The organism is Nitrosomonas sp. Is79A3, assembly GCF_000219585.1.
GTDB lineage: Bacteria > Pseudomonadota > Gammaproteobacteria > Burkholderiales > Nitrosomonadaceae > Nitrosomonas.
The window spans coordinates 2707737-2733816 of the sequence record NC_015731.1; the positions used below are offsets into that span (position 1 = coordinate 2707737).

At 47.2% G+C, this 26080-nt stretch carries 24 protein-coding genes; 14 read left to right on the forward strand and 10 right to left on the reverse strand.

All coding sequences use genetic code 11. From position 1 onward, the window contains the following. The first annotated feature begins 126 nt into the window (after positions 1-126). Positions 127-996, forward strand: coding sequence for a universal stress protein (locus NIT79A3_RS12520; RefSeq protein ID WP_013966551.1), 870 nt, complete (start codon positions 127-129; stop codon positions 994-996). Between the two features lie 31 nt (positions 997-1027). On the opposite strand, the gene NIT79A3_RS12525 is transcribed toward NIT79A3_RS12520, so the two are convergent. After that, positions 1028-3742 (reverse strand): cation-transporting P-type ATPase, encoded by a 2715-nt coding sequence (locus tag NIT79A3_RS12525; protein WP_013966552.1) that lies wholly within the window; start codon positions 3740-3742, stop codon positions 1028-1030. Positions 3743-3821: 79 nt separating this feature from the next. Continuing rightward, the gene (locus NIT79A3_RS12530; protein ID WP_013966553.1) at positions 3822-4256 is read right to left on the reverse strand and encodes a universal stress protein; all 435 of its coding nucleotides are present in this window, start codon (positions 4254-4256) and stop codon (positions 3822-3824) included. A gap of 360 nt (positions 4257-4616) precedes the next feature. Between NIT79A3_RS12530 and NIT79A3_RS12535 the strand changes: the two genes are divergently transcribed. Then, complete coding sequence (locus tag NIT79A3_RS12535) at positions 4617-5381, forward strand: hypothetical protein (protein ID WP_156797083.1); 765 nt, start codon at positions 4617-4619, stop codon at positions 5379-5381. Between the two features lie 226 nt (positions 5382-5607). Here the strand turns inward: NIT79A3_RS12535 and NIT79A3_RS12540 are convergent, their stop codons facing one another. Next, positions 5608-6042, reverse strand: coding sequence for a universal stress protein (locus NIT79A3_RS12540; RefSeq protein WP_013966555.1), 435 nt, complete (start codon positions 6040-6042; stop codon positions 5608-5610). Positions 6043-6455: 413 nt separating this feature from the next. Beyond that, positions 6456-7292, reverse strand: coding sequence for a thermonuclease family protein (locus NIT79A3_RS12545; protein ID WP_013966556.1), 837 nt, complete (start codon positions 7290-7292; stop codon positions 6456-6458). 310 nt (positions 7293-7602) lie between these two features. Between NIT79A3_RS12545 and NIT79A3_RS12550 the strand changes: the two genes are divergently transcribed. From NIT79A3_RS12550 to NIT79A3_RS12600, 11 genes are all read left to right on the forward strand, one after another. Beyond that, on the forward strand, positions 7603-9054 hold the full coding sequence (locus NIT79A3_RS12550) for an alanine/glycine:cation symporter family protein (RefSeq protein WP_013966557.1): 1452 nt from the start codon (positions 7603-7605) through the stop codon (positions 9052-9054). A gap of 115 nt (positions 9055-9169) precedes the next feature. Further along, on the forward strand, positions 9170-9982 hold the full coding sequence (locus NIT79A3_RS12555) for an ABC transporter ATP-binding protein (RefSeq protein WP_013966558.1): 813 nt from the start codon (positions 9170-9172) through the stop codon (positions 9980-9982). Next, on the forward strand, positions 9975-10772 hold the full coding sequence (gene mlaE / locus NIT79A3_RS12560) for a lipid asymmetry maintenance ABC transporter permease subunit MlaE (protein WP_013966559.1): 798 nt from the start codon (positions 9975-9977) through the stop codon (positions 10770-10772). The genes NIT79A3_RS12555 and mlaE overlap by 8 nt, the downstream gene beginning before the upstream one ends. Beyond that, the gene (gene mlaD / locus NIT79A3_RS12565; RefSeq protein WP_013966560.1) at positions 10772-11239 is read left to right on the forward strand and encodes an outer membrane lipid asymmetry maintenance protein MlaD; all 468 of its coding nucleotides are present in this window, start codon (positions 10772-10774) and stop codon (positions 11237-11239) included. The genes mlaE and mlaD overlap by 1 nt, the downstream gene beginning before the upstream one ends. Before the next feature lie 74 nt (positions 11240-11313). Then, positions 11314-11934 carry an ABC transporter substrate-binding protein gene (locus NIT79A3_RS12570; RefSeq protein ID WP_013966561.1) on the forward strand — a complete coding sequence of 207 codons (621 nt, stop codon included), beginning with the start codon at positions 11314-11316 and terminating at the stop codon, positions 11932-11934. 9 nt (positions 11935-11943) lie between these two features. Beyond that, positions 11944-12282, forward strand: a complete 339-nt coding sequence (locus tag NIT79A3_RS12575) for an STAS domain-containing protein (RefSeq protein ID WP_013966562.1) — start codon at positions 11944-11946, stop codon at positions 12280-12282. A 62-nt stretch (positions 12283-12344) separates the two neighbouring features. Next, the gene (locus NIT79A3_RS12580) at positions 12345-13262 is read left to right on the forward strand and encodes an ABC transporter ATP-binding protein (RefSeq protein WP_013966563.1); all 918 of its coding nucleotides are present in this window, start codon (positions 12345-12347) and stop codon (positions 13260-13262) included. Continuing rightward, entirely contained in the window at positions 13259-14014 is a 756-nt protein-coding gene (locus NIT79A3_RS12585; protein ID WP_013966564.1) for an ABC transporter permease, read from the forward strand. The genes NIT79A3_RS12580 and NIT79A3_RS12585 overlap by 4 nt, the downstream gene beginning before the upstream one ends. 63 nt (positions 14015-14077) lie before the next feature. Beyond that, entirely contained in the window at positions 14078-14320 is a 243-nt protein-coding gene (locus tag NIT79A3_RS12590; RefSeq protein ID WP_013966565.1) for a BolA/IbaG family iron-sulfur metabolism protein, read from the forward strand. Positions 14321-14430: 110 nt separating this feature from the next. Then, the gene (djlA, locus tag NIT79A3_RS12595; RefSeq protein ID WP_013966566.1) at positions 14431-15219 is read left to right on the forward strand and encodes a co-chaperone DjlA; all 789 of its coding nucleotides are present in this window, start codon (positions 14431-14433) and stop codon (positions 15217-15219) included. Positions 15220-15365: 146 nt separating this feature from the next. Then, a complete protein-coding gene (locus NIT79A3_RS12600) occupies positions 15366-15974 on the forward strand; it encodes a glutathione S-transferase (RefSeq protein WP_013966567.1) in 609 nt (202 codons plus the stop codon). Between the two features lie 61 nt (positions 15975-16035). On the opposite strand, the gene NIT79A3_RS12605 is transcribed toward NIT79A3_RS12600, so the two are convergent. The 4 genes from NIT79A3_RS12605 to NIT79A3_RS12620 form a co-directional block, all read right to left on the reverse strand. After that, positions 16036-16572, reverse strand: a complete 537-nt coding sequence (locus tag NIT79A3_RS12605; protein WP_013966568.1) for a hypothetical protein — start codon at positions 16570-16572, stop codon at positions 16036-16038. A 456-nt stretch (positions 16573-17028) separates the two neighbouring features. Then, positions 17029-18192, reverse strand: coding sequence for a hypothetical protein (locus NIT79A3_RS12610; RefSeq protein WP_013966569.1), 1164 nt, complete (start codon positions 18190-18192; stop codon positions 17029-17031). Positions 18193-18619: 427 nt separating this feature from the next. Beyond that, the gene (locus NIT79A3_RS12615; protein WP_041360563.1) at positions 18620-19831 is read right to left on the reverse strand and encodes an IS110 family transposase; all 1212 of its coding nucleotides are present in this window, start codon (positions 19829-19831) and stop codon (positions 18620-18622) included. A 438-nt stretch (positions 19832-20269) separates the two neighbouring features. Continuing rightward, positions 20270-21157 (reverse strand): SEC-C domain-containing protein, encoded by an 888-nt coding sequence (locus NIT79A3_RS12620; RefSeq protein WP_013966570.1) that lies wholly within the window; start codon positions 21155-21157, stop codon positions 20270-20272. 275 nt (positions 21158-21432) lie between these two features. Between NIT79A3_RS12620 and NIT79A3_RS12625 the strand changes: the two genes are divergently transcribed. Further along, entirely contained in the window at positions 21433-22644 is a 1212-nt protein-coding gene (locus NIT79A3_RS12625) for an IS110 family transposase (protein ID WP_041360563.1), read from the forward strand. Positions 22645-22765: 121 nt separating this feature from the next. Here the strand turns inward: NIT79A3_RS12625 and NIT79A3_RS12630 are convergent, their stop codons facing one another. After that, positions 22766-24799, reverse strand: a complete 2034-nt coding sequence (locus tag NIT79A3_RS12630; RefSeq protein ID WP_013966571.1) for a M1 family aminopeptidase — start codon at positions 24797-24799, stop codon at positions 22766-22768. A gap of 18 nt (positions 24800-24817) precedes the next feature. Further along, the gene (locus NIT79A3_RS12635) at positions 24818-26047 is read right to left on the reverse strand and encodes a ChaN family lipoprotein (RefSeq protein ID WP_013966572.1); all 1230 of its coding nucleotides are present in this window, start codon (positions 26045-26047) and stop codon (positions 24818-24820) included. Positions 26048-26080 lie beyond the last annotated feature (33 nt).

Consider the following 26080-nt stretch of genomic DNA (forward strand, 5'->3'; position numbering starts at 1 on the left):
GAGAATATAAGAAATGAAGATAGATAGTTGATTCTATTTTAATCCAAACTGCCTAACGTCTCTCCAGGTGGAGTGGAATTATTTATTGGCACCGTACGCTGATTATTTTTTGAAGGAGATATTTTTATGATAGAAAATTCTGGAGTTCACAACTTACTGCTTGCCTCTGATCTCAGCAGTCGATGTGATCGTGCAACGGACCGCGCGGCGCAATTGGCCCAAGCCTGGAGAGCTAAATTACTAGTGGTACATGCAATAGATCCTGCCTATGCTGTTCGCTATGCGAAGATGACGCAAGAGCTGCCTTCGTGGCGGCATCCGGAAGATTACCGGACAGTTGCGGCACGTCGATTGAGTATGGATTTGGCGTCCGATAAGATTAACGCTGGAGTATACGTATCCGAAGGTATACCCCACGAAGTCGTGCTTGAAGCCGCACGCCGGGAAAATAGCGATTTAGTCATCACTGGTCTGGGACGCGATGAATCTCTCGCGCGGACTCAATTCGGCAGCACCCTCGATAAGCTACTGCAAGAACTGCCCGTTCCATTAATGATCGTGCGTCGCCGGATACGAGGCCCCTATCGGCATGTGGTAATAGCAACAGATTTTTCGCCAGCATCACAGCCAGCTTTAGAGACTGCAATACGTTGGTTTGGTGATGCACAACTGACCTTGTTCCACGCTTACGAGGGCGCCGGTTTGAGAGGGGATGCACTGGCGAATGATGCGTGGAACACTATTGCCAACGACCAGTGCGACAGTTTTCTTTCCGGAATGGCACTGGAACCATCAGTTGTGAGCCGCCTTCATCGTGTCATTGACAGAGGCCACCCGGAAGTGCTGCTGTGCGATTACGTGAGTCACAAAGAGATCGACCTTGTAGTGCTCGGTACACACGGTCGCAGTGGATTTCTTAAAACTATGATCGGAAGTACAGCCGAGAATCTATTGCATCTTCTGGAATGCGATACCATGGTCGTGCGGGGCCGGTAACTTACTATAGATAAACTGGAAAATATTCATCTCATGATTTTATAGTCTTAAGACGCAGGCGGATCTGTTTCTCGGTTTCAAGGATGGCAAGTAGCGCGACGCCAATCCCGATGACCAGCAAGCCATCCAGAAACGGTATCGCTTCCGTGGCGAATATTGTCTGTAGGGGTGGCAGGTAGGTAATGGCTAATTGTGCCACGGTAACGGCAATTACTGACATCCACACCATTTTGGTACCGCACGCCGCTTTCCAGGTGAGCGATGTGCCATGGATATTGCGAATAAAGAACAAAGTGAATATCTCCATTACCACCAGCGTATTCACCGCGAGGGTGCGGGCCAATTCTATGCTGTAGCCCCGGTCAGTCGCATAGGAATAAATGCCATATACACCGCAAACACATAAGATGGATACCAACAGTATATACCACACCAGCTCACCACCCAGCAGCGGTTCTCCTCTTGGGCGCGGCGGACGGCGCATGGTGTTTTCCTCGGCCGGTTCGAAAGCGAGCGCAATACCTAATGTAATGGCGGTAATCAGATTAATCCATAAAATCTGAATCGGGGTTATCGGCAGCGTCATGCCGAGCAATAACGCAATTATGATGGTCATCGCTTCCCCAGCGTTGGTGGGCAATGTCCAACTGATGACTTTTTTAATGTTGTCATAGACCGTTCGCCCTTCGCGCACGGCGCTGGCAATGGAAGCGAAATTGTCATCCGCCAGCACGAGCTCGGCTGCTTCCTTGGCGGCTTCGCTGCCTTTCTTGCCCATCGCAATGCCGACATCGGCACGTTTTAGTGCGGGCGCATCGTTCACTCCATCGCCTGTCATGGCTACCGTCATGCCGTGTGATTGCAACGCCATGACAAGGCGCAATTTATGCTCCGGGCTAGTGCGGGCGAAGATGTCACATTCCAATACAGCGTCTTTCAAAGAGGCGTCATTCATCCCATCAAGATCAGCTCCAGTAAGAACCTTAGTGGGATTCTGCAAGCCAATTTGTTTGCCGATCGCTGCTGCTGTCTTGGCATGATCGCCGGTAATCATTTTCACGCGAATACCGGCTGTGTGGCATTCCGCTACGGCTGCAATGGCCTCAATACGCGGTGGATCAATCATCCCGGTCATACCGAGCAGCGTGAGCGTGCTTTCAATATCCGTGCGTTCCAGCACGGTATGTTCTGATTGAACGGGCTTGACAGCGAATGCCAGCACGCGCTGACCGAGAGCGGCGATGCTATCCGCCTTTTCTTGCCAATAAGCTTTGTTCAATGGCTCCACATTCCCGTCCGCAACGCTTTGAGTTTTGCACATGGCAAGAATCTGCTCCGGCGCACCTTTGATGAACACAAATGCGTGATGTTCATGGTCATGATTCAGCGTTGCCATAAAGCGGTGTTTGGCATCAAAAGGAATGGCGTCGGTGCGCGTCCAAGAAGCCTGTTCCTTGCGAATTTCAATGCCTATTTTACTGGCAAAGGCTAGCAACGCACCCTCCATCGGATCGCCTTCCACCGCCCACACACCCTCATGAGCATGCAGCGCGGCGTCATTACACAGGGTTGCAGCGCGAGCGAGTTCTTCCAGAACGCTATATTCGGCGGGAGAAACTTCGGTATTTTCCAGCAATAGAGTGCCCTGTGGTTCATAGCCAATGCCTTGCAGTGTAAAAAGATGCTGATGCGTCAGCACCGAGGAAACCATCATCTCATTGCGGGTCAGTGTGCCGGTTTTGTCGGTGCAAATCACCGAAACGGAACCGATGGTTTCAATCGCAGGCAATCGACGTACAATGGCATTGCGCCTTGCCATCGACTGCACACCCACTGCCAGCGTGATAGTTAGCACAGCGGGTAAGCCTTCCGGAATCGCCGCGACCGAAAGTCCCACTACTGCCATGAACATCTCGGTGAATTCATGGTGGCCGACAAAATAACCATATACCAGTAAAATCGTGGCAATCAGTAGGATGAAGATGGTCAGCCACTGAGCGAATGCACCCATCTGTTTTACCAGCGGCGTGGTCAGTGTTTCCACTTCCGACAGCAAGCCGCTGATGCGCCCGATCTCGGTGGAAGCACCTGTGGCCACTACCACGCCTTTGCCTTGGCCGGAGGTGACCAACGTGCCGGAAAACGCAATACAGGAACGGTCACCTAACGGCGCATCGAAGGGAACAGGCTCGATATGCTTCTCCACCGGCACGGATTCGCCGGTAAGAATCGCCTCTTGAATCTGCAAACCATGTGTTTTCAGCAGCCGCAGATCGGCGGGAACCTTATCACCTGCTTCAAGCAGCACAATATCACCGGGCACAAGTTTTTCTCCCTCAATACTGTGGCGCTCACCGCTACGCAGCACAGAGGCATGAGGCGCCAGCATTTGGCGGATGGCATCCATCGCCTTTTCTGCTTTTCCTTCCTGGATGAAACCGATGATTGCGTTGGCGAGTACTACCGCCAGAATGACGAAAGTATCGATCCAATGATCCAGAACTGCCGTGATGATTGCAGAACCGATCAGCACGTAAATCAGGATATTGTGGAATTGCAGCAGGAAACGCATGACGGTACTGCGTTTTGGCGGCTCCGGCAACCGGTTGGGGCCATGGGTCTTCAAGCGTGCCTCGGCTTCGTGCCGAGTCAGGCCTGTAGATGTTACGCCCAGTTTTTCCAACACCGAATCAATGCAGATGTTGTGCCAAGAAGACTCTGTTATTTTTGCTTTTATTTTTTGCATAATTGTTTCAAATAAAATCAATAATATAGAAAAATCGGGTTGTTCCCCGGCATGGTTTGCCTATGCCGCGCCGATACGACTATTTGACGAGCAGCAGCGGCTTTTCGGTGAGGTGAATGACCTTGCTCGCCACTGATCCAAGCAGCAGATTCTTTATCGCACCCATGCCGCGCGTGCCCATCACGATCAAATCACAGTGATGTTCACGCGAGATGTCGGTGATGACTTCGGCGGGATTGCCACTGAGGACATGCGCATCGAACGCGATACCGGCACTTGCGAGACGGGCTTTCGCTGGCGTCAGTAATGCCAGTCCCGCTTCTTCGTGCGCCTTTTTGATGCTCAGCATGTCTAAAAGCGGCTCTTTGTTGAAAGCGACTTCGTTTATTTGAACTGGTTCGCACGCGTAGAGCAAATGCACATGCAATTTGCTTGCATCCATTGTATTTAGTACCTCATCAATGGCACGCATCGCATTTTCTGAGCCATCGAAAGCAATCAAGGCAATAGTCATAATGAGATCCTTTCTCTTATAATTGTGATTAAACAGATTGAAACTTTAACGCACATTTTCCGTCAATAACAATGATTTTATTTAGTCGTCTCTGAAATACAAGCAAGTGATTGATAATATTTATTAATCTTCAGATTCTTAATGATTCTGTCGATCGGGAATGTTAAAACGACCCTGTGTCCCTGATCTAAATAATGATTGGAAAGGTCAAACGTAGCCATCTCGATTTATTTTTTACATGCGATCGACAGGTGCACCGGCGCGGCAAGTCAGCCCTCGCCTTAACATTAACCGTCAGAGGAAGCAGTGACCGTCTTTAGGACTAGCAAATATTATATAGCCATATTTTTGCTATTTGCCATGTTCTTACCTACTCCGGCAAACGCCCTCGATCCTTACGAGTTTCAGATTTATGGGTACGCCACGCAGGGGAAAGGGGGATTCAACCCTCAGCTTCTCAATAGTTTCGTTCCTTACGGCCGCAAGGAAGGAGAAGGCGGCACCTCAAGCACATTCGCTAGTCAAAGCATGATACGTACGGCGATCGAGCTGGAGTACGGTCTCACCAACAAAATAGAAGTTGCCTCATACTTGAATTTTGCGCGTCCAGCAGGGGAAAATTTTCAATTCGCCGGAGTTAAGGCCCGGATGCGTGGACGTTTCGCCGAGGCAGGTGTCTTACCGGTGGACTTGGGATGGAAAGTCGAGGTCAAACAGTGGCAGCGATCCATTAACGACGACACTCTTCAATTGGAGTTTACGCCAATCCTGCAAAAGGATTTCGGACGCATAAGTATTATTGCCAATTTTGCATTCGAAAAAATCTTAAGGGGCGAAAGCAGCAGAGAGCAACTGTTTGAGTTCGGCTATTTAACCGAGATAAGCTATCAGAAAAATAGCCGCTTGCGATTCGGCGTCCTGTTTATTGGCGGACCGGGCGGAGTCAAAAATATGGACCCATTACGTGAGCAACAGCATTATGTAATGCCGGTAGTACACTTTATCGCTCCTGGTGAAGTTCGCAGTAGTGTTGGTATTGGTTTTGGCCAAACAAATGGCTCAGATCATATACTTCTCAAGGCAAATTTTGGCTTCGGAGGAAGGAGAGGATTAATATGGGATTAAGGCTTTGTCGCATTGTTTATTTGTGACTTGTTCCTGCTTTCGTAGATCAACAGCATAGCGAGAAAAGGCAAGCCTCCGTGTAGCTCATTCACTTACGGCATACTGGTTCTGATTCAGATTAATGTATTTTATGGGAGATTACTGATGAGAAAGATGTTGCGTATAGGAAAAATAAACACCTTTTCCCCTCGAGTTCATAGCTGAATTATCGGCGGTGACGGCACGACTATTTGACGAGCAGCAGCGGCTTTTCGGTGAGGTGGATGACCTTGCTTGCTACTGATCCGAGCAGCAGATTCTTTATCGTACCCATGCCGCGCGTTCCCATCACGATCAAATCACAGTGATACTCGCCCGAGAAGCCGGTGATGACTTCGGCGGGATTGCCATTGCGGACATGCGCCTCGAACGTAATACCAGCACTTTCGAGGCGCATTTTCGCGGGCGTCAGTAATACCATCCCCGCTTCTTCGCGTGCCTTTTTGATGCTCAGCATGTCTAAAAGTGGATTCTCGTTAAAAACGACTTCGTTCATTTGAACCGGCTCGCACACATAGAGCAAATGCACATGAAGCTTACCTGTATCCATCGTATTCAGTACCTCATCAATGGCGCGCATTGCATTTTCTGAACCATCGAAAGCAATCAAGGCAATAGTCATAATGAGATCCCTGCTCTTATAATTGTGATCAAATAGATTGAAACTTTAACGTATATTTCGCGGCTATGCTAATGAATTATTTACCTTGAGTTGGAGTTGTCCGGGATCAAACGTGAGTTCACGGAAGTCAAATCAGAACGAGATTTCATATAAATTATGTGACCTGTTTCGCGAAGCTTGGTTGCTATTTTAAGTGGTGAAATAAGGGATGATTAATTCCATACGAAATACATACTGGATTGCGCTCATGTGTCGCGTACTCAATGTTTCTAAAAGTGGTTTTTATGCCTGGAGAATTCGCTCGTCATGCCGCTTGCGCAGTGAGTTGGCGGATCACGCTGTAAAGAGCACAGAATGGCGTGTAATGTTACTACGCACGTGATTTTCCATAAACTGTGGGATTACTTGTGAAGCTATCTCTGTATTAACGAACTAGGGTGATTAATTAACATAGTGTAATAATCTTTATTACGCGCTACCCAGCCGCGGACTTCGAGTGATTTTCCCACGTAAGTTGCGAGTTCTGGAAATAAATTGAGATTATTATTAGCGACGCGTATGTCAACTTTGTCATTAAACAGCAGTCGCGTATATTTTTTACTTTTCTTTATAGAAACAGGGATTCCGGTAAATCGTTGCCAGCCTTTGGTGTGATTGGTAATCTGCGAAATTGGCCGAAGTTGATACTCCGGCATGCCCCAAATACCCAGTTTTAATTTCTCAGCGTGTTGTTGCGCTTGAATCAGTTTGTCGCTGTAACGCCCGTTAGGCGGAATAATACTGACCACGGCCAAGCCGTTTTCCAGCAGAGCAAGATTGAGATGCTTGCCATCCGGTAAAAACACATGCGCCAATAAGCGTTTATATTTATCCCGTCTTACTTGGTCATATTCCAAATAAACCTTGTTTTCCTGTAATTGAGCCTGCAACCATTTCTTTGCGGCGACACCGCCGGGTTCTTCTGCACGTTGACGGCTTTCAATTTCGGGTGTGTTGACTCCCAATAAACGGACATGCTTCTTGTCTTCCAGAATAATCGTATCTCCATCGTATACGCGGGCGACTGGATACAATTGCCGGCTGGGCTGGCTGATGATCTTGACGGGCTCTGCACCGGTGGAAGGTCTGTCCGAATAAGTTACCCGGCCTTTTTCATCGACACTGCGGTATATTTCGGTAGCAAATGACGTCGGGGCGGCAAAATTGAGAATCAAGCAAAAGATCAAATAATATTTTTTGCTGAGGAGCATGGTGTTATCTTGAGAAAATAGTGTGTGTCATATTTGATATATCACATATAACGCCATGGTATGCTAACCCCAGAAAAATATGGCAAAATGAAGAAATTTAGCGGTTATTGCGCGTTAGGATTAGAAAGTGAATTTATGCAAAAAAATGAAATATTATCAGTTAAATGGCTATCGGTATTGTTTGGATAAAGCCTGTTTCAGTTTTCTCTTTTTCAACGTATAAAAATTCTGAAATAAATCAGATCAAATGTACCGTATGCGTCAAACACAATGCGTTTGACATACTTTGTACAACGGAGTGTTTTAATTAATGGAAATTGATAAGGTCATTGATTCCACTTTTGAACCTGTTTCAAACGCTGTGGCGTCGGTAGTTTTTTACAGCATTCAATTCTTGGATCTTGAGATCAAATTGATATTGATTTGGCTGGTTGCTGCGGCACTTTTTTTTACCGTATACCTTGGTTTTATCAATTTCCGCTATTTCAAGCACGCCATTGATGTTTTGCGCGGGAAACATGACAGCGGAAACTCAAACGGACATATCAGCCGATTTCAGGCTTTGATGACTTCTCTGTCGGCAACCATTGGCCTGGGAAATATTGCAGGTGTGGCAGTAGCTATTTCAGTGGGAGGGCCGGGTGCTACGTTCTGGATGGCCATTATGGGTATTTTCAGTATGTCGACCAAGTTTGTTGAAGTCACCTTGGGGATTAAATACCGGCAATACGGAAGCAAGCACAATCCGCATACCATATCGGGTGGTCCTATGTATTATCTGCGCGGTGCTTTTGATCGCCTGCAGCAGCCGCAAATGGGCAGGTTTATGGCGGGATTGTTTGCGGTATGCTGTATTGGCGGCACCATCGGTGCGGGCGGCCTGTTCCAGGCCAATCAAGCCTATCAGCAGGCGTTGGTTGTAACGGGAGGAGAGGCCGGTTTTTTGGCTGATAAGGGCTGGCTTTTTGGTTTGTTCATGGCCATTTTGGTTGGTATGGTGATTATTGGCGGCATTCAGTGGATTGCGGCGGTAGCCGGTCGTATTGTTCCTGTGATGGCGATCATTTATATCATCGCCGGTTTTGTAGTGATCGGCGTTCACTATGCGGCAATCCCGGATGCGCTAAGAACCATTTTTGAAATGGCATTGTATCCGCAGGCAGGTATCGGCGCTTTAATGGGTGCATTGCTAATGGGCGTGCAGCGCGCCACATTTTCCAATGAAGCCGGGTTAGGTTCATCGGCGATTGCACATTCCGCAGTTAAAACCGATGTGCCGGTCAGTCAGGGTATGGTTGCGATGCTTGGCCCATTTATTGATACTGTGGTGGTTTGTATGGTCACTGCCTTGGTGATTGTCATATCCGGCACTTATGTGGAGGGTGGTGGCATTGAAGGGGTGCAATTGGCCTCTCGTGCGTTTGCATCCGGCATTTCGTGGTTTCCTTACGTGTTATCCTTAACGGTTTTTCTGTTTGCCTATTCCACCATGATTTCCTGGTCTTACTATGGATTAATATGCACGACGTATTTATTTGGTGAGCGGCTTGTCATAACAAGGCTATATAAAATTTTATTTTGCGCGTTCATTATCATTGGTGCATCGGCGCAATTATCCAATATTATTTTATTTACCGATTCGATGGTGTTTGCTATGGCGATTCCCAATATCATCGGGCTATATATGCTGGCACCCGAAATCAAGAATGATCTGCGGGTTTATTTGCAGGATCTGAAGGAAAAAACAGAAAAACGATCGTGAGAACGCATATAGCGCAATATTTCGAGGGAAAGTGGATTAAAATTGCTGCTCGCCCGATTTTGCGGATATTCAATCAATTCATAGCGTGCCTATTTCATAGCCAAATTCAAATTGTATGACAGCTGAAACTCTAATTGAGGTCAATGACCTGAATTTCTCCTATGGCACGCGCGCGATCCTGAAAGGCATTCAGATGTCGATGCCGCGTGGCCAGGTCGTGGCGATCATGGGAGGAAGCGGGTCGGGTAAAACGACGCTACTCCGATTGATCGGCGGTACAATTCAGCCGACTTCCGGCTATGTGAAGTTTGCCGGAGAGGTCGTGCATGAACTCAATCGTGATGCGCTATTCAAGCTGCGTCGTAAGATGGGTATGCTGTTTCAGTTTGGCGCTTTGTTTACCGATTTGTCGGTTTTTGACAATGTTGCATTTCAGATGCGTGAACATACTAATTTGCCCGAATCGATGATTCGCGATCTGGTATTAATGAAACTGCATGCGGTGGGTTTACGCGGAGCGCATCATTTAATGCCCAACGAACTGTCCGGCGGTATGGCGCGGCGCGTTGCTTTGGCGCGTTCCATTGCGCTGGATCCGATGCTGATTATGTACGATGAACCCTTTACCGGGCTAGATCCGATTTCATTGAGTGTGATTGGGAATCTGATACGCCGGTTGACCGATGCATTGGGTATGACATCTATCGTGGTGACACACGATGTGCAAGAATCTTTGAAAATTGTTGATTATGTTTATTTCATTGCAGACGGCGTGATAGCCGCCGAGGGTACACCGAAAGAAGTGCGCGAATCGGTCGCGCCTTTTGTGCATCAGTTTGTTCATGGAGAGGAAGACGGACCGGTGCCGTTTCATTATCCTGCGCAGACTTATAAAAAGGATTTGAACCTGGAGGATACTTTTGCCTAGACGTATCGTTTCCAGTATTCAGAATATCGGACACCGGGTGATTGAAAGCACTTGGCGTTTGGGTGTTGCCAGTCGCTTTTTTATCCTGATTTTATTAAAATCAGGCACTAGTTTGCGCCGTTTTAATCTGGTTATACGTGAATTGTATTTCACCGGTGTTTTGTCTCTGATTATCATTGTTGTTTCCGGGCTGTTTGTGGGAATGGTGTTGGGGCTTCAGGGTTATGAGACATTGCAAAAATACGGTTCGGAATCGGCGGTGGGTACTTTGGTTGCTTTGTCATTAGTGCGTGAACTGGGTCCGGTTGTCGCCGCATTATTGTTTGCCAGCCGCGCCGGTTCTGCGATAACCGCGGAAATAGGATTAATGAAAGCAACGGAACAATTGGCAGCCATGGGGATGATGGCGGTTGACCCGATTGCACGTGTGGTGGCACCACGGTTCTGGGCTGGCGTAATTTCCATGCCGTTTTTGGCGGCGATATTTTCTGTAATGGGTGTGTTTGGCGGTTATCTGGTGACAGTGGTATTCATTGGTGTGGATGAAGGCTCCTTTTGGTCGCAAATGCAAAGTGCGGTTGATTTTAGATTTGATATCTTAAATGGTTTTATTAAAAGTTGTTTTTTCGGGGTGGCAGTCACAGCCATTGCGGTTTTTGAAGGCTATGATGCGCCGCCAACGGCAGAGGGCGTGTCTGGTGCAACGACACGTACGGTGGTAACTTCGTCATTAGTGATTTTAGGACTTGATTTTATTTTGACCGCTTTCATGTTTAGAGGGGTGAGTTGATGCAGCGGACAACGATGGATTTGTGGGTGGGTTTGTTTGTGATCACAGGAATTGCTGCGCTCATGATACTGAGTCTTAAAGTTGGCAATCTGAATGTTTATAATCCTTCACAGAGCTATGTCATCACTGGAAATTTTGAGAATATCGGTGGATTGAAAGTTCGCGCGCCGGTAAAAGGGGCTGGTGTTGTGGTCGGCCGTGTAACCGATATTCAGTTCAGCACGAAAACCTATGATGCGGTCGTTACGATGAGCCTTGATAGCCGGTTTACATTCCCGAAAGATACTTTTGCCAGTATCTTGACGTCAGGTTTGCTGGGCGAACAGTATATCGGATTGGCTGCGGGCGGCGATGAAGAGATGTTGAAAGATGGCGACAAAGTCATGAAAACCAATTCAGCCATGGTTCTTGAAGAATTAATTGGCCGTTTCTTATTTGATAAAGCGGCTGATGATGATTCTTTCTGATTGAACGGATATTTGTTAATTTTATTCTTGTTGGTTTAGTATTGCATATTACTTAAAATTTTGGTGAGGGAACAATGAAAAGATTTCTTGGAATAACTGTATTGCTACTTTCTATTTTGCTGGCGTTCCCTGCATGGACAATGGATTTGGCGCCTGACAGATTGGTCGATAAGACCGTTAAGGAAGTGATCGAGATTATCCAGAAAGATGAAGCATTGAAAAATGGTAACCGGGATAAAATGCATGATCTGATTGAAACTAAAATACTGCCGCATTTCAATTTCTCGCGCATGACCCAACTGGCGATGGGGCAGCACTGGTCAAAAGCAGCGCCGGAGCAGCAAAACAAACTGGTGAATGAATTTCGTACACTGTTGGTGCGTACGTATTCCAATGCATTGACCAGTTATAATCACGAAACGATTAATGTAAACCCGATCAAGCAATTGGGCGATCAGGTAGAGACAACAGTCCGGACTGTCGTCATTCAAGGGAATGGAAAAGAACCGGTGCCGATTGATTACAGCATGGAAAAAAAACCGGATGGCTGGAAAGTTTATGATGTGACGGTTGCCGGGGTGAGTCTGGTAACGAATTATCGCGGAACTTTTAACAGCCAAGTCCGCAAGGGCGGTGTCGAAGGATTGCTTAAGGCATTAACAGATAAGAATAAGTCTCTGGAAGGTAAGAAATAATACCGGCGGATGAATAATCTGGATGCTTTGGTATCAATAGTTTTTCGCGATGACGATACAGTTATCGTGCAAGGTCCGGTAACCATTGATAATGTTGTGAAGCTGACTGAGGATGGGATTGCATTGTTCGACGACCATCCCTTAACGATTGATCTGGATAAAGTGACCGAAGTGGACTCAACGATTATTAGTATGCTACTGGAATGGTTACGTGCGACACGCAAAAACACTTATCCATTGCAGTTTATCAACATGCCCGAAAGCCTTAAAAGCCTGATTCAGTTGTATGATGTGGTTGAGTTGATTCCGATCCCAGTCAATCAAGCCACAGATAAGAACGCTGTCTGATCCGGCTAAACCCTGCTGTTCTTTGAAACCCTAAACCAATTTTCTTCTGATTTATCCATTGAATGTTGCCTGCCATTGAAGTCAAGCAAGTGTGTAAGCACTTCGGTAATCTGCGTGCGTTAACGGATATTGATCTTGAAATTCATGCGGGAGAATTCTTTGCTTTGTTGGGGCCTAACGGCGCCGGTAAAACAACACTGATCAGCATTATTGCCGGTTTGACTCTTGCCAACAAAGGCTCAGTGCATGTGATGGGGCACGATGTGCACACACAGTATCAGCAAGCCCGCCGGAATTTGGGTGTGGTGCCGCAAGAACTGGTTTTTGATCCTTTTTTCACCGTACGCGAAGTATTGTTAATCCAATCCGGCTATTACGGCATCAAGGAAAATTCCCGGTGGGTTGATGAGATCATTGAACGCCTGGATCTTTCTGACAAAGCGAATGCAAACATGCGTGCACTGTCAGGCGGTATGAAACGCCGTGTTTTGGTTGCGCAAGCGCTGGTGCACAAGCCACCGGTTATTATTCTGGATGAGCCGACGGCTGGTGTGGATGTTGAGTTACGCCAGACACTCTGGGATTTTATCAAGCAGCTCAATCAAGATGGACACACAATCGTTCTGACTACGCATTATCTCGAAGAAGCGGAAACGTTGTGTCATCGGGTTGCGATGCTGAAAGAAGGAAAAATAGTTGCACTGGATAGTACGAAAAACTTGATTGGAAAAATGATCGCTGGGAAATCGGTACGGCTACGATTGGTGCCAGACAGGTTGCCACCCACATTGCAGCCATTACAAATCAGTCATCACGACGGAATAGCCGAACTTAGAATTGAAAACTATGCACAAGTGGAATTTATTTTGTCGTCATTGCGAGTTGCGGATATCCAGATACTGGAAATGCATTTGCAGCAGCCGGATTTGGAAGATGTTTTTGTCAGCATCATGAGAAAAAGCGGGAGTCAATCGAAATGACCGGATTTCTTACCTTGCTCTATAAAGAATTGCTGCGCTTCTGGAAAGTCGGTTTTCAAACGATCCTGGCGCCGATGGTATCTACTTTGCTGTATTTGTTGATTTTTCTTCATGTGCTGGAAGCGCATATGGAAGTTTATCCAGGTGTCGCTTATACCGTTTTCCTGGTTCCGGGTCTGGTGATGATGGCCGTCATACAAAATGCATTTGCCAACGCATCGTCCAGCATGATTCAGTCAAAAATCAGCGGCAATATTGTGTTTATCTTGTTGTCGCCATTGTCTTATCGCGCCATTTTCTTTGCCTATATTCTGGCATCGATTGTGCGCGGATTGTTGGTCGGCTTGGGAGTTTATTTGGTGACACTGGTGTTTTTTGATATTCCGCTGCAGTTGCCATTCTGGGCGCTGTTGTTTGTTATACTCGGTAGTGCGATTTTGGGTGCGCTGGGTTTGATCGCTGGTATCTGGGCCGATAAGTTCGATCAATTGGCAGCTTTTCAGAACTTTATCATTATGCCGCTGTCATTTTTATCCGGTGTGTTCTACACCATACACTCATTACCCATCGCCTGGCAGTACTTGTCTCACCTCAACCCATTCTTTTATATGATCGATGGATTCCGCTATGGCTTCTTTGGCGTATCGGATATTTCGCCTTATATTAGCTTGTTGATTGTGGCAATATGTTTGCTGGCCATTTCCCTATTGGCCATTCGAATGCTCAAATCCGGATATAAATTGCGCTACTAGATTCATTGTTTTGATACCAATTGCTTATTTTGCAACCTAATAAATTGCGTGAAGGAGACTGAAATGCTGACAGCTGAAAACGTAAAAATCTATATCGAATCCTCGTTGCCGTGTGAATACGTAGCGGTAGAAGGAGATGATGGGAATCACTTTCACGCGTTGATCGTAAGCGCGGAATTCAATGGGAAAAATATGATTCAGCAACACCAACTGGTGTATAAGTCGCTGGGTGACCGGATGAAACAGGAAATTCATGCGCTATCGATGAAAACGCTGACACCTGAGCAATGGGCTAACCAATCTTAATCCGGTAATTGAGCAAACTTGATTTAGGGTGCTAATTCAAACCTTAAAACAATCTCCTCAAGCGGGAATTCGTTATAATCACTTCTTTTATTGCTAAGTCTGGAACTTCATTGTTTAGAATACTCGGTGCCTTAGCGGGCTTCTTCATCCTTGGTTTCTTAGGCATTTTCCTAGGTTATTTTGTCGGAAGCATCATTGATCGATTCAGAGCTTTTGGTTCGGCTGGGATGAATCCGTTTAATGCTGCGCGCCGTCAGTCGATTTTCCTGGAAACTGTTTTTATTTTAATGGGAAAACTGGCTAAGGCAGATGGCCGTGTTTCAGAGACTGAAGTATCGCATGTTCAACAATTCATGCAGAAACTCGGCATGACACCGGATCATCGGCTAAAGGCGATTGCACTGTTCAAGCAAGGCGCTGCTGCAGACTATGATATTCACCCCAAAATCAATGAATTCCTTGCCATATGCGGCCCTTCAAATAATTTGAAACAGATGCTGCTGGTTTATCTCATTATCATGGGATTATCCGATGGCCAATTAAATTCTGCCGAAGAAGAACTGATTAAAGAGGTCGCCGGGCGCCTGGGATATAGCCCTGCTGCATTTAAGCAATTGCTAGACATGATACTGAATCAAATGCATTTCGCTGGTGGACAAAGCACATCGGCCAGTGCATTGGAAGATGCGTATAAAGCACTGGGTGTCAGCAAAGAGAATACCGATCAAGAAATCAAACATGCCTATCGTAAGTTAATGAGTCAATACCATCCCGACAAATTGATGGGGCAGGGCGTGCCGGAAGAAATGATCGCGGTGGCTACTGAGCAAGCCAAAGAAGTGCAAACTGCTTATGATTTAATCAAAAAAAGCCGGGATCAGAATCGTGCTGCAGCTTAATAATGAGCTTCTGAACAACCCACCTGTCATTCCGAACTTAGTGAGGAATCTTTGGGAATCAAAATAATGGATTTCTCGCTGTGCTCGAAATGACAGTTATTTAGAAGCTTGTTAGATAATCAGTATTTGCTAAACGTTACAGAATAATGAAACCGCTGCTTTTTAGCTTTCGCCGTTGTCCGTTTGCGATCCGTGCCCGATTGGCGATCAAAGTCAGCGGCGTTGAAGTGGATACACACGAAGTCAGTTTACGTGCCAAACCCAAAGAAATGTTGGAATGCTCACCGAAAGGCACGGTACCGGTACTAAAGTTTTCTGACGGCCGTGTACTCGAACAAAGTCTGGATATCATGCAATGGGCGCTTTCCCTGAATGATCCGGAGCACTGGCTGGATAGCGATCCGGGCGCTTCGGCTGAGATCATGTCACTGATCAAGCAAAATGATGAATCGTTTAAACCTGCGCTGGATCTCTATAAATATGCCGTCCGTTTTCCGGAGCATTCTGAAGCGTATTACCGGGAACAAGCTGAGCCGTTTCTAGCCGAATTGAACACACGCTTGAGCAAGGACGGTTATCTGTTGGGCGGGCGTTACACACTGGCGGATATGGCGATCTTTCCGTTTATCCGGCAATTCTCCAATGCCAATCCGGATTGGTTTTATGCATCTCACTATCATCATCTGATTGTATGGCTGGACCGATTGATTGCTTCGGAATTGTTTCAAAACATCATGCAGAAAGAAGCTGGTTAACTAACGAATAAATTTTAGATCACGCGGAGAAGCGAACCACGATTCAACTTTATTCGTTAGGCTAATGCACCTCGAAATTTTCTTCCGGGTCTGGCTTCGGTAGTCGACAGTCACGATCAAACGGGAGCCGCTCTCGATCGGGTATTGGCTCGCCGGGAAATTCTTTAATCCAGAGAGTGCGGTCATTTTCGTCAGCATAATATTTCAGGTAGATGTCGTTATCTTCGTCGCTTCCACTGCCAATCAAATCAATATGGCAGGCCAGGTTCATTTCGCCTGATTGAAAAACCATTTCTTCCAGTAGAATATCGTCCAAAAGCAGGATGTAAAGTTCACGATTGCTCAAGTGATCTGTATGTTCCAAGTAGATCCCCATCAATGCCAGAGCTTTAATGACTTCCCATAATTTGGCATTAAGTTCTGCATCTGACAAACCGCCAGATGGAGGCAAAGAGATGCCTGATTCAACCAAAACCTGAAAAGGTTGGCACCATTTCGCTCGCTCAAAAGCAGCAACGTTTTTTTTGAACTGTTCTTGGGTTTCTGTGGAGCAGTCGTCAGATTCGTCGAAAGAAATTTCTTTGTTTTTCTTTATCATCGGAGTTATTTGTTACCGCTAAGCATGGTGTGTCAAAAAGGGAAAAGGTGTCGGAAAAGGTGTCTGGTCTAGAATCAAGAATTCTTGTTCTTTATTCTTGCGCAGAATAACCCCAATCGTTGTTGGATGCAATTGATAGTGCATGACTAGGACCAGGTGCCGAATTACGAATCTGAAACAGGTGATGCGCACATCACACAAGGCCGCTAAACAAAACTATACCTAATTCTAATTCATTGGTTATATTCACAATTTGCGACCAGACCCCTTGTGTGATGAGGAAGGGCTGGTGAAGTTGACTATGGAATGGCTATTGAGGCACCGTCAAACGAAAGGGGCGGAAACAGATAAGCAACTCCTAATGGCGATCGAAAGCCAATCCTTTACTCTACCCTTGTGTAAGAGTACATGGATCTAGTGACTTGCATACAAGTCAGTGGGGTTGCTAAAAAATACCTAGTCAACGCAAGAGGGGTAGGCCTTTGGGCAAGTTGAATTCAATCCGCCGGCACCGCCTGTTTGATCAAGCCCATTCAACATCTCCAGCACTTGCGGGTAATATTTTGGAGCCCGTGTCCAGAAAATATAGTTAGCTTTCAAGTTGTCGCGAGCAAAGAAATATAATTCATCAATGGACGGAACTTTGCCTTTTTTATCATGCCGGGTAGTCTCATAATTTGTTTGCATTACCGAAGGCGTCAGAGGAACTATTCCAGAAAGCTCAGGATAATGTTGATAAACACCTTTTGCTGAATTCCTTGATTCACTAGCGATCAAGCCTGGTTCATCCATAAAAATATCCGGACCACCTAATCCAGTTCCTATTTCTCTGAGTTTACTTATAAATGATTTGAGCATCGAGCGCGGATAGTTGGTGTATTGATACGTCATTGTATTGGGAAAGTACTTGCGTAATTGCTGGTTTATGCTGAGCAGATTGCTGTAATAATTATCTAATTGGTTTTTGGGTATCTCTACTAAAGGTTGTCCTAATGCGGTTTCTGTCAAGCCGATACCTTCAAAGTAAGGATGGGAATTGAAACGCTTACCCAATGCACTGATTAATGCAACCATGCGATCATGCACGAGTGGATTCCACAACTTAAGGTTGTATCCTGTAATGTCTTTTTTACCAAAAGTACTGAAAGGGAATATGCTATCTTCACGTTTCAGGTAATCTGGTACGAAAGCTGTTGAAGGGTTGAATGATTTCATTTGCAGTAAAATAATAAGCCGTTTTTTTTGTGCAGCAAGTTCGGCAAGGTGATGCTCAATGGATGTAAAGTCATACATATTTTCTGCTGGTTCTAGTTCTGCCCATTCATAGCGAATTTGTATTCCGCGCAATGCCGGAGTTTCTTTGAGTTCTTTATAAACTTGCGCCATATATTTGGCATTATTCTTACCTTGACCCATCAGTGTATAGTAATGACCGGGATGCCACTTAACCCCGGAGGTGGTTGCAGAAGAGCTGACATTGTTGGCGGCATATACTGACTTGCAGACGGTCCACCCCATGCCTATGACGAACACTAATGTGATTAAAACGGCATGTATTTGCTTAGCTGCAGTGGAGGAATGGTCATTATTTTTGGGTTTTGTGGTGACATTGTTTGCCATATTAGAGATCCTTTTTTAAGCTAAGTTGTGTGCTCTTCCTTCGTTATTAGGTGAAATCAACACATTGAATTATAAAGAGATGCACCTTTTCTATTGCCATTAAAGGAATCCCATTTAGAGATAATTTAACCAGATTAAGTACAAGAATCAACCAGTTTTGACGCTGGAACAAATATTACAACTACCAAAAAAGGTGTCAGATCTAGAATCAAGAATTCATACTTTTTATTCTTGAGCAGAATAACCCCAATCGTTGTTGGATGCAATTGATAGTGCATGACCAGGACCAGGTGCCTAATTACAAATCCGAAACAGGTGATGCGCACATCACACAGGGCCGCTAAACAAAACTATACCTAATTCTAACTCTAACTCTAACTTATTGGATATATTCTCAACTCGCGACCTGAACATCCCGCTAGAATTTTCAAGTGTTTTCGTCGATTTTTTTACGTATCTCATAGGCACGATTTTGTTTCAGCATTCTGAATATAATACGGCAAAGCTGTCGGCCAAGCGCCCGAATTGCCTGATTATGTGATTTCCCCTCAATCCGTTTTTTCTCATAGTAACGCTGTGATTCAGGTACGCATTTTCGATGCTTGTCTACAGCGGCCATCATCGCGGTTTTGGCGCGTTTGTTGACATGTTGCGGTGCTTTTGAACCTCGAAACTTCCCTGAGCTGTTATCAAGGTTGGCCATTCCCAAATAGAGCGCCAGACTGCGTTCGCTAGCAAATCGATCAATGGTGCCAATCTCGCCCGCCAACTCTGAAGCACAGATCACAGCGAACCCTGGAATACTGTCAATTAACTGCGCAGCTTGGGATTCTTGCATTAACATCTTGCAACGTAATTCCAATGCTTTGATGTCGTTTTTGAGCGCCAGGATACGCCGGGCATCTTCAATGATCATCTCGCCGACCCATTCCACTTCATGACTAAATGACGCATGCGATTGCCATGCGACAATACTATCGGCGTACTTGCGGCCCACACCAGGAATCTTTAGCAAGGTAGATACGCGTAAACGCGACAGCTTGGTCAATTCATCAACGCTGGTGATAAAGCGTAAGAACCAAAGATTATCTGCATCTTTTGTGATGTCCAGCAGGCCGGGGCACACTGCGTGAAGATCGCCCTGAAGACGACTTTGCAGGCGGCTCTTTTCATCCACCAAAGCACGACGACGGCGACTCAGCCGTTTGAGCATATCGTTTTCCCGTGGTGTCGGCATGATTTCCTGAAGAACGTCTTTAGCCAATGGCAGGTGATCCCGCAGTTGGAATAGCTCCAGGCCTTTGCAAGCATCAATGCGGTCATTCTTGGCCGCAGCCGGAAAAATTTCCTTAAAGCGAGCCAGCTTCAGATTGTTGATGTTGTAGAGTTCATAACCGCGTACTTTCACCAGACTGTCCAAAGGGCGGGCATAGCCATTGTAGCCTTCCATTGCTACCGCTACCGCACCACCATGGCGTTGTCGATGATGTTCAATACGTTCAAAGAATTGTTTAAAACCTTCCGGGCGGTGGAAAATGGCAAACTCATCCAGCACATCGCCATTGGACAGGCCTATTGCTACACTGTGCTGACGACAACCTATATCAACACTGACATAAATTTGTGGGGTATTATCCATGATCATGGGGCCTCCGTACTGTTGCAACTAAACCGATAAATCATCCGTCGGTCTCGTCTACATACAGAGCCACAATCTACTGATCGGCACCATCCCGAACGACACACCGGATGACGCAGGAGGACGGGGACGGCATTTCAAGTCTAGCGAACCAGAATCCCAGCCGCTGACCCCATGAGCCACATCCCCGTCCGTTTGCTATATTAAACTATGGTTCTGTGGCCTGTCATCCTGCAAAATACGATGGTAGACCCCTGCTGTGCGTGTGACCCCTTGTGTGCGAATGACCCCTTGTGTGACCCTTGTGCGATCATTCAGCACTTGCAATTCAAGACGGTATCTGACCCCTTGTTTTCGTGACGACGTTTGGGCCAGAATGAAATGGAGGCCCAAACGGCGGCATGCCCTACTGCTTCCGGCTGAACGAATGGTTAGGCTTCACCGCACTATTCCGTGGCATGATTTATAACGTAGTCCGCTCTTGCATGGACACATCGCGTTTCGCCGGAATCTTGGTACAGAAGAAATTGCGGAATTCTGACGCCAGGGAAAGCCGACTCCTACTGATACTCCAGTACCACCCCTGACAGACAGGCCACCGATAATTCGATTGTTGCCAGGAAGTGTCGTACCTTTAGGCGAAAGAAGAAGTTCGGTTGAACCGACAGCAAAATTAACCTCCACTGTAGTAAGCGGGAACTTGAGCAAGGGGTTCCGAAGCAGATCACTTCGGTATCGTGCAAAAAGAGCTTCTGCCGATGGAAACTCCTGAAACTCCACTGAGAGACGATCACCAGAAGAATACTTAATCAGAAGCGATTTCCCACCCGGTGGCGAGCGTAAGTCTTCTGGTCCTCCAACTTCCCCCCAAATGTTATCTACTATTGAAGCGCGCGGCTCCGGCGACAGGCTTAGAACTTTAACGTTCAGACGAAGATATCCTTCCTCGTCCCGCCGGAACCACACCACACGATTTCCATCAATCTCAATCGCGACGGGTGTGTCGTAATAATAGTTACCACCCACAACTGCCAACAAATCATTCCGCAGCCAATCAAAACTTCCTTTGACAAGTTCGGCGTTGGCACGGTTGAGCTTGAATGATCGAAGCTGATCCTTGGTGTAGGCCCCGGCATCAGCCTTTTTGTGATGCTCTGCGCAAAGCGCGATCATTCCCTCCGGCCGATGATGAGCTTCTTCCCGATAGGGTGGATCAAAGTGATGCCACTCGAGGTATGGATTGCCGCAGCCCGGATGGGGACACCCAAAACCAACTTCTGAGCGTAGCTGTCGTAGCACATCAGCAGGAGGCGTTGTGCGAGGCATATTAGTTCCAGTGAACAGTCAGGGTCTACCATCGTATTTTGCAGGATGACAGGCCACAGAACCATAGTTTAATATAGCAAACGGACGGGGATGTGGCTCATGGGGTCAGCGGCTGGGATTCTGGTTCGCTAGACTTGAAATGCCGTCCCCGTCCTCCTGCGTCATCCGGTGTGTCGTTCGGGATGGTGCCGATCAGTAGATTGTGGCTCTGTATGTAGACGAGACCGACGGATGATTTATCGGTTTAGTTGCAACAGTACGGAGGCCCCATGATCATGGATAATACCCCACAAATTTATGTCAGTGTTGATATAGGTTGTCGTCAGCACAGTGTAGCAATAGGCCTGTCCAATGGCGATGTGCTGGATGAGTTTGCCATTTTCCACCGCCCGGAAGGTTTTAAACAATTCTTTGAACGTATTGAACATCATCGACAACGCCATGGTGGTGCGGTAGCGGTAGCAATGGAAGGCTACAATGGCTATGCCCGCCCTTTGGACAGTCTGGTGAAAGTACGCGGTTATGAACTCTACAACATCAACAATCTGAAGCTGGCTCGCTTTAAGGAAATTTTTCCGGCTGCGGCCAAGAATGACCGCATTGATGCTTGCAAAGGCCTGGAGCTATTCCAACTGCGGGATCACCTGCCATTGGCTAAAGACGTTCTTCAGGAAATCATGCCGACACCACGGGAAAACGATATGCTCAAACGGCTGAGTCGCCGTCGTCGTGCTTTGGTGGATGAAAAGAGCCGCCTGCAAAGTCGTCTTCAGGGCGATCTTCACGCAGTGTGCCCCGGCCTGCTGGACATCACAAAAGATGCAGATAATCTTTGGTTCTTACGCTTTATCACCAGCGTTGATGAATTGACCAAGCTGTCGCGTTTACGCGTATCTACCTTGCTAAAGATTCCTGGTGTGGGCCGCAAGTACGCCGATAGTATTGTCGCATGGCAATCGCATGCGTCATTTAGTCATGAAGTGGAATGGGTCGGCGAGATGATCATTGAAGATGCCCGGCGTATCCTGGCGCTCAAAAACGACATCAAAGCATTGGAATTACGTTGCAAGATGTTAATGCAAGAATCCCAAGCTGCGCAGTTAATTGACAGTATTCCAGGGTTCGCTGTGATCTGTGCTTCAGAGTTGGCGGGCGAGATTGGCACCATTGATCGATTTGCTAGCGAACGCAGTCTGGCGCTCTATTTGGGAATGGCCAACCTTGATAACAGCTCAGGGAAGTTTCGAGGTTCAAAAGCACCGCAACATGTCAACAAACGCGCCAAAACCGCGATGATGGCCGCTGTAGACAAGCATCGAAAATGCGTACCTGAATCACAGCGTTACTATGAGAAAAAACGGATTGAGGGGAAATCACATAATCAGGCAATTCGGGCGCTTGGCCGACAACTTTGCCGCATTATATTCAGAATGCTGAAACAAAATCGTGCCTATGAGATACGTAAAAAAATCGACGAAAACACTTGAAAATTCTAGCGGGATGTTCAGGTCTAGAATCAAGAATATCTAATCGCAGTAAAAACCAGAGTCAGGTGTCAAATCACGAGTTACCCAAAACATAACCCCCTCACAATCAGGCACTCAACCATCACTCAACCATCACCGTCTGCACCTTCATCGGCCAAATCCCTTTCTCTATCGCTTCCCGGCCATCAAACGCAATATAGCTCTGCCGCCCATAATGTGGAAGCGGGCGTATTAGTGCTTCGAGTGACGCGGCATCATTTGCGGACACGATGGCCAGTGATGCGCCGTCGGCGCGAGCCAGTGTCCAGGCTTGCGCGGTGCCTTTTTTGTTGATTTCATCCGGTCTGGGTGCCAGTTGTTTGGCGGCAAGCCAGGCATCGATCTCAGGTTGCAGGCCGATGACCAGTGTGGGCGCTGCGGAGAGTGGTTGACTGGCTGCAATGAGTTTGGGTGCACGCTGTTGCAGTTTACTGGCGAGCGTCTCTGCGATTTTGCGGATTTCGCCTTTGTCTGACAATATGATGGTTTCGGTGGTGGAATTGACCATCACTTCACGCAGGATAGGCGGTGCTTCGTTCGGCGCTAATTGACGGAACAAGCGCAAATCCGGATCAAGTGAGACGGATAGGGGTTTATCCGTCAATGTCAGTGTGAATGTTTGCTGCTCCTGGTGCAAATCAAGCCATTGAATTTCTATTTTCTCCTGACTTCGAATCGTAACTGGAACCCGTAACTGGTATGCCGGATCGGATTGGTTCAGTGTGATCGATAACCCATAGCCCGAATCCGCCGGAGCACTTTTTGCTTCGCTGATGGTGATTTCCGGTGCGCCGGTGCGTTCCAGCCATTGCGTAAAGAACGGTTGCAGATTTTTCCCTGAAATCATTTCAAACATTTTCTGCAGATGTTGCCAGGAAGTGACTTTGAAGCGCTGAACAGCCCACAATCCTTGGATGCCGAGATTGAAAACCGTCTCACCCAAGTGATCCCGCAGCATGAAGAAAAACATCGCCGCTTTGTTATACCCGACAATTTTCGATGCACTATGCGTGCGTGAGGTAAATGCGGTCAGCGCGGCATCCTGTCCCGGTTGCAATGCGGCAAAGTCACGCAACCAGCCCAGGCGCATTTCACGCGCCGCTTCACTGCCTTCCTGTTCTTTGTAAGCATAATCGGCCATGAAAGTGGTCAGCCCTTCCGACCAGTTGCCGCTTCGGTAATCCGGATAAACCCCATTGCCCCACCAGTTGTGCAGCACTTCGTGGCCGAGCGAAGTATCGCGGATAAACGGCAGTTGCAGCACATTGATGCCAAGATAAGTCAATGTCGGCATGCCAAAACCGGTTGGCGTGGGACTCGAGACAATGCTGAACTCGGTGTACGGATACTCGCCTATCCATTTTTCATACAGGGTCAGATAGCGTTTGACGGCTTCCAGATAGTCGCGTGACAAATTGTTGATTTGCGGATGAAAATAAGTGCGCAGTTGGATCGGCCGGTTGTTGATATTTTGGTACGTCTGCGTTTCAATTCCATACGGCCCGGCCATCAAATCAATTCCTTCGGCGGGATGCGGAAATTCAAAAGCAGCGCGATAGCCTTGTGCCGATTCGCTCTCTTCAATTAACCGCCCTGCCACTAGGCCACGCTGTCCGGCAGGTAATTCCAGTGTGACTTTATAGCGCGCCAATCCATCTGCAACACGTGGATACCAGCCGGATGCATCGGGTAAGAAAGTACCGGTTTCACTGCTGGCTGCAACCGGTCTACCCAAAGTTTGTTGATGATCGAGTGAATCGTCCAGTTGCGCCAATTTCCCCCGCCAATGAATCTCAAACTGATGCTGTTGACTGAAATTAAAGGGGATCTTCCAAACATGCGGCTGATTGGCCTGCTCACGGCCGATGCCCAGTAAGCTGCCATTAAATAGCGCTTCGGTGACTTCATATGCCTGCCCCAGAACCAGGTTAATTTCCCTGGGATTTTTAACCGTGATGATGCTTTTGCCTTCGATGGTGCGGGCGATGGGGTCGATCCGTACCGTTATATCGTAATCAATCTCGTTATATTGGACAGGGGCCGCACAAGCAGGCTGTACAACGCTGCCGATGAATAAAAAAATGAGGAAATTTCTGATGAATTTGCGGCCTGTCATAAGATAATGGAATGTTGATTAATGTTTGAGTAATGGAAACTTGGCGATGATTTGTATTTCTTGATCATCTCTTTTTATTTTGAGTGGCATCCAGGTTCCCGGCACCTGACGTTTCACGATGGTGACAACATCCTCGGTATTTTTAAGCGGCAAACCGGCCATCTCAAGAATCACGTCAGAATCCTGCAATTTGGCTGCCTCGGCTATGCTATTTTTCTCAACTTGCAGCACCACGGCCCCGCCTCTGCCCATTTCAAAGCGGATACCCAGCCGCTGAAATTGCGGCTGGAAAGATTCGGAAACATTGGGCAGAACGCCAAACACGGCGTCTGCCACTCCTTTCACCAGATTTTTACAGGATTTATCGCTGTCCCACGGCAATAACGCAACAACATTCTGCACACCCAAGTCATGCAACTGATGGGTAACACCAAAACCATGCAGCACATGGCCTGCGCCCATGACACCGACAACCAGCGGTTTTTCCGAACCGGTAGATTCCGCTAAAGCCCGGTGCAGGACCTGCGCCATGGCACGATCCCATAATTGCTGCCCGGAAATAAAGCGCCTGAAATCCGGATCATCCTGATTCATTTCCCCTTTCTGCTTATCTTTGCGATCATGCTGCTTATAAATCGGGAATAAATAATCCAAATAGGCTTGGCTTGGCTCAGCCGGGCGCGTCAATCCTTCACGTTGTTCTATTGAAACGCCATAAAAACCTTTTTCCGACACCAGACGCCGCAAACTGGCTTCAATATTCAAAGCGCGCATGGGGATATGGTTCATGCGCGCAAAATGAAATAAGGGCAGATACAGATTGGCATCGGTATTCCAGACCCGGTCCCATTCCGCCGCCCGCAGAAATTCTTTTTCCGTTAACTCGCCGGCAACCCATTTATCCAGCACCGCCTGCACCCGGCGCGGAAACATTTCAAACCCGATCACCATATTCGGACGCACCGCATGTAAAGCAACCAGCGTTTGCAATTGCCAGCGGTGATGATCGGCATTGACATGCGTTTCACCCAGCAGCACCACAGAAGCTTTCGCCGCGCGCGAGATGACATCCTGCTGCGTGGTCGGGCCGGAGCCTGGAATCACCCAATTCCCCAGTGGCACGCAATCCTTCGGCACGGGTTTTTTTGCCGGTGTAATGGCAGCCCAACTATTACTCCAGCACAAACTCAATAGCAATGCGGTCAAGCTCAAAATTCTGTTGCGTCGGCTTATACTAAAATTCGTCATTTCTGATCATCCTGTTAACAGATCAATTCCTAA

What these genes read in the sequence shown, in the direction of transcription:
- NIT79A3_RS12580 (WP_013966563.1), top strand. Translation starts at nt 12,345, where the DNA reads ATGTTGCCTGCCATTGAAGTCAAGCAAGTGTGTAAGCACTTCGGTAAT.
- NIT79A3_RS12585 (WP_013966564.1), top strand. Translation starts at nt 13,259, where the DNA reads ATGACCGGATTTCTTACCTTGCTCTATAAAGAATTGCTGCGCTTCTGG.
- NIT79A3_RS12555 (WP_013966558.1), top strand. Translation starts at nt 9,170, where the DNA reads ATGACAGCTGAAACTCTAATTGAGGTCAATGACCTGAATTTCTCCTAT.
- NIT79A3_RS12540 (WP_013966555.1), bottom strand. Translation starts at nt 6,042, where the DNA reads ATGACTATTGCCTTGATTGCTTTCGATGGTTCAGAAAATGCAATGCGC.
- NIT79A3_RS12625 (WP_041360563.1), top strand. Translation starts at nt 21,433, where the DNA reads ATGGATAATACCCCACAAATTTATGTCAGTGTTGATATAGGTTGTCGT.
- NIT79A3_RS12530 (WP_013966553.1), bottom strand. Translation starts at nt 4,256, where the DNA reads ATGACTATTGCCTTGATTGCTTTCGATGGCTCAGAAAATGCGATGCGT.
- NIT79A3_RS12605 (WP_013966568.1), bottom strand. Translation starts at nt 16,572, where the DNA reads ATGATAAAGAAAAACAAAGAAATTTCTTTCGACGAATCTGACGACTGC.
- NIT79A3_RS12575 (WP_013966562.1), top strand. Translation starts at nt 11,944, where the DNA reads ATGAATAATCTGGATGCTTTGGTATCAATAGTTTTTCGCGATGACGAT.
- NIT79A3_RS12570 (WP_013966561.1), top strand. Translation starts at nt 11,314, where the DNA reads ATGAAAAGATTTCTTGGAATAACTGTATTGCTACTTTCTATTTTGCTG.
- NIT79A3_RS12610 (WP_013966569.1), bottom strand. Translation starts at nt 18,192, where the DNA reads ATGGCAAACAATGTCACCACAAAACCCAAAAATAATGACCATTCCTCC.
- NIT79A3_RS12600 (WP_013966567.1), top strand. Translation starts at nt 15,366, where the DNA reads ATGAAACCGCTGCTTTTTAGCTTTCGCCGTTGTCCGTTTGCGATCCGT.
- NIT79A3_RS12615 (WP_041360563.1), bottom strand. Translation starts at nt 19,831, where the DNA reads ATGGATAATACCCCACAAATTTATGTCAGTGTTGATATAGGTTGTCGT.
- NIT79A3_RS12635 (WP_013966572.1), bottom strand. Translation starts at nt 26,047, where the DNA reads ATGACGAATTTTAGTATAAGCCGACGCAACAGAATTTTGAGCTTGACC.
- NIT79A3_RS12520 (WP_013966551.1), top strand. Translation starts at nt 127, where the DNA reads ATGATAGAAAATTCTGGAGTTCACAACTTACTGCTTGCCTCTGATCTC.
- NIT79A3_RS12630 (WP_013966571.1), bottom strand. Translation starts at nt 24,799, where the DNA reads ATGACAGGCCGCAAATTCATCAGAAATTTCCTCATTTTTTTATTCATC.
- NIT79A3_RS12590 (WP_013966565.1), top strand. Translation starts at nt 14,078, where the DNA reads ATGCTGACAGCTGAAAACGTAAAAATCTATATCGAATCCTCGTTGCCG.
- mlaD (WP_013966560.1), top strand. Translation starts at nt 10,772, where the DNA reads ATGCAGCGGACAACGATGGATTTGTGGGTGGGTTTGTTTGTGATCACA.
- NIT79A3_RS12620 (WP_013966570.1), bottom strand. Translation starts at nt 21,157, where the DNA reads ATGCCTCGCACAACGCCTCCTGCTGATGTGCTACGACAGCTACGCTCA.
- NIT79A3_RS12535 (WP_156797083.1), top strand. Translation starts at nt 4,617, where the DNA reads ATGTTCTTACCTACTCCGGCAAACGCCCTCGATCCTTACGAGTTTCAG.
- NIT79A3_RS12545 (WP_013966556.1), bottom strand. Translation starts at nt 7,292, where the DNA reads ATGCTCCTCAGCAAAAAATATTATTTGATCTTTTGCTTGATTCTCAAT.
- NIT79A3_RS12550 (WP_013966557.1), top strand. Translation starts at nt 7,603, where the DNA reads ATGGAAATTGATAAGGTCATTGATTCCACTTTTGAACCTGTTTCAAAC.
- NIT79A3_RS12525 (WP_013966552.1), bottom strand. Translation starts at nt 3,742, where the DNA reads ATGCAAAAAATAAAAGCAAAAATAACAGAGTCTTCTTGGCACAACATC.